General features: G+C 75.0%; 1 protein-coding gene. It reads left to right on the top strand.

What is annotated here, in order from left to right; genetic code table 11:
• A partial coding sequence (locus GT042_RS20835) for a HEAT repeat domain-containing protein (RefSeq protein WP_161310244.1) occupies window positions 1-4188 on the top strand: 4188 nt, incomplete at its 5' end.
• Between the last annotated feature and the right edge of the window lie 31 nt (window positions 4189-4219).

Below are 4219 nucleotides of genomic sequence, written 5' to 3'. Positions count from 1 at the left end.
ACGGTCCGCGCCCACGCGATCAGCCTGACGGGCGGCGGGGACGGTGGTCCCGGCGGGGACGCGGTGGTGGTCGCCGCCCTGCACGAACTCGCGCAGCCCTGGGCCGCGTTGGACCCCGTGCCGTCGGTACGGCTCACGCCCCAGCTCACCGCCGTGTCCGTCGCCGCCCGGCCCGAAGCCGCCGAGGCCGCGCTCACGGTGGCCGCCCACCACGGACACGGCGGCCTGCTGCGCCAGGTCGCCGCCGACCCTGATCTGCCCCCTGGCCTGCGCAGGCGGGCGATGGAGTCGCTGGGCGCCCTGGCCGAACGTACGGACATCGGCGAACTGACCGCCCTCGCCGCCCAGGACCCGCTGCTCCTCGGCGGCCCGGTGGTCGCCTGCCTGAGCGGGCTGCACCGGCGGGGACATTTCCCCGGCGCCGAGGACGTCCCGGCCGTCGTCGGGCTGGCGCTCGCCGATCACTCGATCGACCCGGGGGAGGTCGCGACGATCCTGTTCACCTCCCGGCAGACGATGCTCCAGGTCGTGCTCGACACCGACGCGGACGATCCGAGCTGGCCCCGCAGGCTCGCCCTCCTCGTCGCCCTGGCCGCGCAGGGGGCGGGGGAAGGGCGGGCCGTCGGGGAGGCGGTCACGCGGCTTCTCCCCTCGGCGTCCGCGCCCGCGCCGTTCCTCGACGCGCTCCGCGCGCTGCGGCACACCCCGGCCGAGGACGCGGTGATCGCGCTGCTGCCCGTGGCGCCCCCGGCCGCGCTGCGCGCGCTGGAGGCGATCGGCGGCGAGCGGACGGTCGAGGCCCTGCGGGAAGGGCTGGGGCTGGACCCCGCGTACGAGAGGGCGGGGACGATCGCGCCGCACCTGCGCTCCGTACGGAACCACGCCCTGGAACTGCTGTGGCACCTCAACGACGACCCCGCCGTGCGCGGCGCGCTGCTCGGCCGTCTCGATCCCCTCGATCTGCCGACGCGTATCGCCGCCGACCTCGGTGGTCCCGACGCCGCCGAACTGGCGCTCCTGAGCTCGCACTTGGACCCGGGTGAGCCGAGGACCGCGCTGCGCAGGCTGGCCGACCACGGCAGCGCGGGCACGCTGCCGGTCCTCTCGGATCTGCTGTATCGCGTGGTGGCCGAGCTGGCGGAGGCGGGGGAGGCCGGGGAGGCCGGGGAGACCACTCACCCGGGATCGGCACCCGGGCAGCCCGTCGTACCGCAGGACGTCGTGGACGCGCTGCACGCCCTCGGTGGTCGTCTCCACGGGCGGCGGAAGATCAGACCGGTCTGTCTGCTCGACGCGGCGGACGCGGCGGAGGCCGGTCACGCCCTGGTCGCGACCCTGGCGCTGGATCTGCTCGACCGGCCGGGGGTGACCCCCGGCGAGCAGGTGATTCTCCTCGAACTGCTGCTCCGCGCGCCGTACTCGGGCACGCGTGCGCGGGTGCACCGGCTGCTGCGGCACCGCGACCGGCATGTACGCAAGCAAGTGATCGCGCTGTTCGCCCGCGACGTCGCGGAGACGGGCGGGGAGACATGGGGGGAGACGGTTGGGGAGACGGGTGGGGAGGACGGCGGGCGGGACGCGCGGGCGTTGTCCGCGTCCCTGATCGCGCTGACCACCGCTCCCGACATCCAGACCGTCCGGCAGGCGCTCCTCGCGCTCGGTCACGCGCGGGCGCGCTGGGCCGCCGTCGCGGTGGCCGCGTGCCTGGACCGTCCGAACATGAACGTCAAGAAGACCGCCGCCCAGGTGCTGGTACGCGCGGGCACCCCGGCGGCGGTCCCGAAGCTGCTCCTCTGGCTCGCACGGCACGACAATCCTGGGCTGCGGGAGTCATTGGTCGAGGCGCTGCGCGCGATCCTCGGCGAGGCGTACGGGGCGACCGTCGTGGCCGCCGCGGAACGGGGCGCGGACGATCGTGCTCGCGGCTTGCTGCTGGAGGGCCTCGACGGCGTCCTGACGGCGCGGGCGGTCCTGACGCTGGTGGCCCAAAGGTCGCCGGTGGCAAGGGCGTTGCTCGGGCTGGTGGTGGCCGGGCGGATACGGCTCGCGTCGGGGACGGTGGCGGATCTGGCAACGGCGTTGTCGGAACACGGGATAGAGACACCGCGCGCGGATCCGACTCCCGAACAGGACGCGGACGTCAGGGCGTTGGTGACGGGGCGCTGGGACCCGACCGTCGCGACACGCCTGGCCGAGCGCACCGAACCCCCGTCCACCGACGACCTGTTGGAGCTACGCCCGCTCCTCGCGGACTGGCTCCGCCTGGCCGCCTCCGAGCCGGCGGTCCGGAGCCGGCGGATTCTGAGTCTGGTACTGAGGATCTGCCCGGAGCCGTGGACGGACGGGGAACTGGCCGTGTGGGCAGGCGCGATGGATGTCCTGCTCCCTGCGCTCGGTGCGCGGGACCACCAGGACCAGAACACCCTCCTCTCCCTCCTCTCCCTCTTCCACGCGGTGGCGCCGAAGCTCCCGGCCATGGAGAAGCTGGTCGCCGCCGACTCCGTACGCGCGCTGCCGTGCGCTCCGGGACGGTCGTCGCTCGCGCTGTTGCGGCGGCTTGGGGCGGTGCTGGTCAGGGCCGACGTCGACCGGGCGCTGGCGGCGGCGCGGCTCGGAGCGGATCCCTGGCGGGCGGAGAGCGAGGCGCTGCGGGAGGCGTTCGCGGTAGGGGAGCAGGAGACGACTGTCAGTTCGGCGGCGGCAGTGGCATGGCGGGTGGATCTGCGGCCTGCCGTACGGTCGGCCGGCGCGCTGGAGGAATTCCGTGGCAGGGACGCCGTCACCCTTGAGCCCGGGGAGCGGCTGGCGGCGCTCATCGAGGCCTTCCCCTCGGCCGCTCCCGAGGCCAGGTCCGCCCTCCTCGACTGGATGACGGCCCTGCGACCGCTGGACGTACCGGACTGGACGCTCGCGGAGGAGACCGGTTCCGCCGCGTCCCCGGCGCGGGCCGTGCGGGCCGGCGATCTGGACCAGCCGCGTTCGGCCGCGCTGCGGGGGCGGCTGCTGGCGATGCTGGAGGCGGCGGATCCGGAGCGTCGTACCGCCGCGGCGGTGGCGCTGGCGGAGTGGACAGAGCTGGAGGCGGTACGGCCCGTCCTGCTGGCCTTCCTCCACGGCCGCGTGGAACTGCCGGTCCCTGACGGCCTGGCGGGCGCGCTGCGGGCCCTCGGCGAGGCCGACCTGCGGGCCGAGGGCATCCGGCACGACCGGGTCGCGCGCGTGTGCGCCCGGCACGACGCGCGGGATCTTGTCCCCTTGGCCCCGGTGTTGCTCGACTGGTGGGAGCAGGATCCGCCCGCGCCGCGGAGGGAGGTGGGGCTGGTGCTCCGGCGTGTGCCGGTCGACGACCTCGCGGAGATCCTGCGCCCCCGACTCGACGGGCGCGCCTGGGGGTTCCTGGACCTGCTGGACGGCCGCCGGCCCCTTCGTACCCCGGAACTGGAGAGAACGTGCGGCGCGCTGCGGGCCGAGGGCCACGACTCGCTCGCGGACCGGCTGGGGGCCTCCTTGGCGGAGGGGCCGTTGCGGGGGGTGGACGCGGGGGAGCGGGACGGGGTTGCTTTGGCGGCGCTGACATCGCTGACCGCGCTGACCGTGGGGCGCGTGACCGTGTCTGCGCCCGGGGTGGCCGGCGCGCCCGGCGTGGCCGCGCGGGGGGTCCGTCGTGTGGATCCGAGGGAGCTGCTCGACCTGGTTCGCGCGGGCTCTCCGGAGCGGATACGGCGGGGGTTGACGCGGTTGACCGAGGCGTACGAGGGGGGTGCGGGGGGTGATCTGGGCCCTGCCGATCGCGACGTGATCGAGGAGCTCCTCGGGGGGTTGCTGACGCATCCCCGGCCCGGGGTCCGCCTGCACGCGCATCGGGTTTCGCGGGTGTTGCTGGAGCGGGGGACGTATCTGCGGTTCAGCGAGCGGTTGCTGGCCGATCCTCAGCCGGATGTGGTGCGGATGGCGATACGGGTGGTCTCGTTCGCCCACTGGGCCCCGGCGGGCGGGGCGGTGGTCGGGTTGCTGGAGCATGGGGATCCGCGGGTGCGGGGGGAGGCGGTGGGCGGCTTGCGGGAGTTGGGGGGTGTGGTGGTTCCGGCGTTGAGGTATGCGGTGGGGAGGGCGCGGCCGGATCGCCGTGAGCGCTATGTGGAGGCCCTCGCGGTTGTGTTGTCCTCAATCGCCGGACAGGCGTTCTAGGGCCGGTGGGCCGCGCGCCTGGGTGACCGCG

This window comes from Streptomyces sp. SID3212 (assembly GCF_009865405.1).
Taxonomy (GTDB): domain Bacteria; phylum Actinomycetota; class Actinomycetes; order Streptomycetales; family Streptomycetaceae; genus Streptomyces.
Note: the sequence above shows the minus strand (reverse complement) of the source record. Positions and strands in the feature narration are given on the sequence as shown.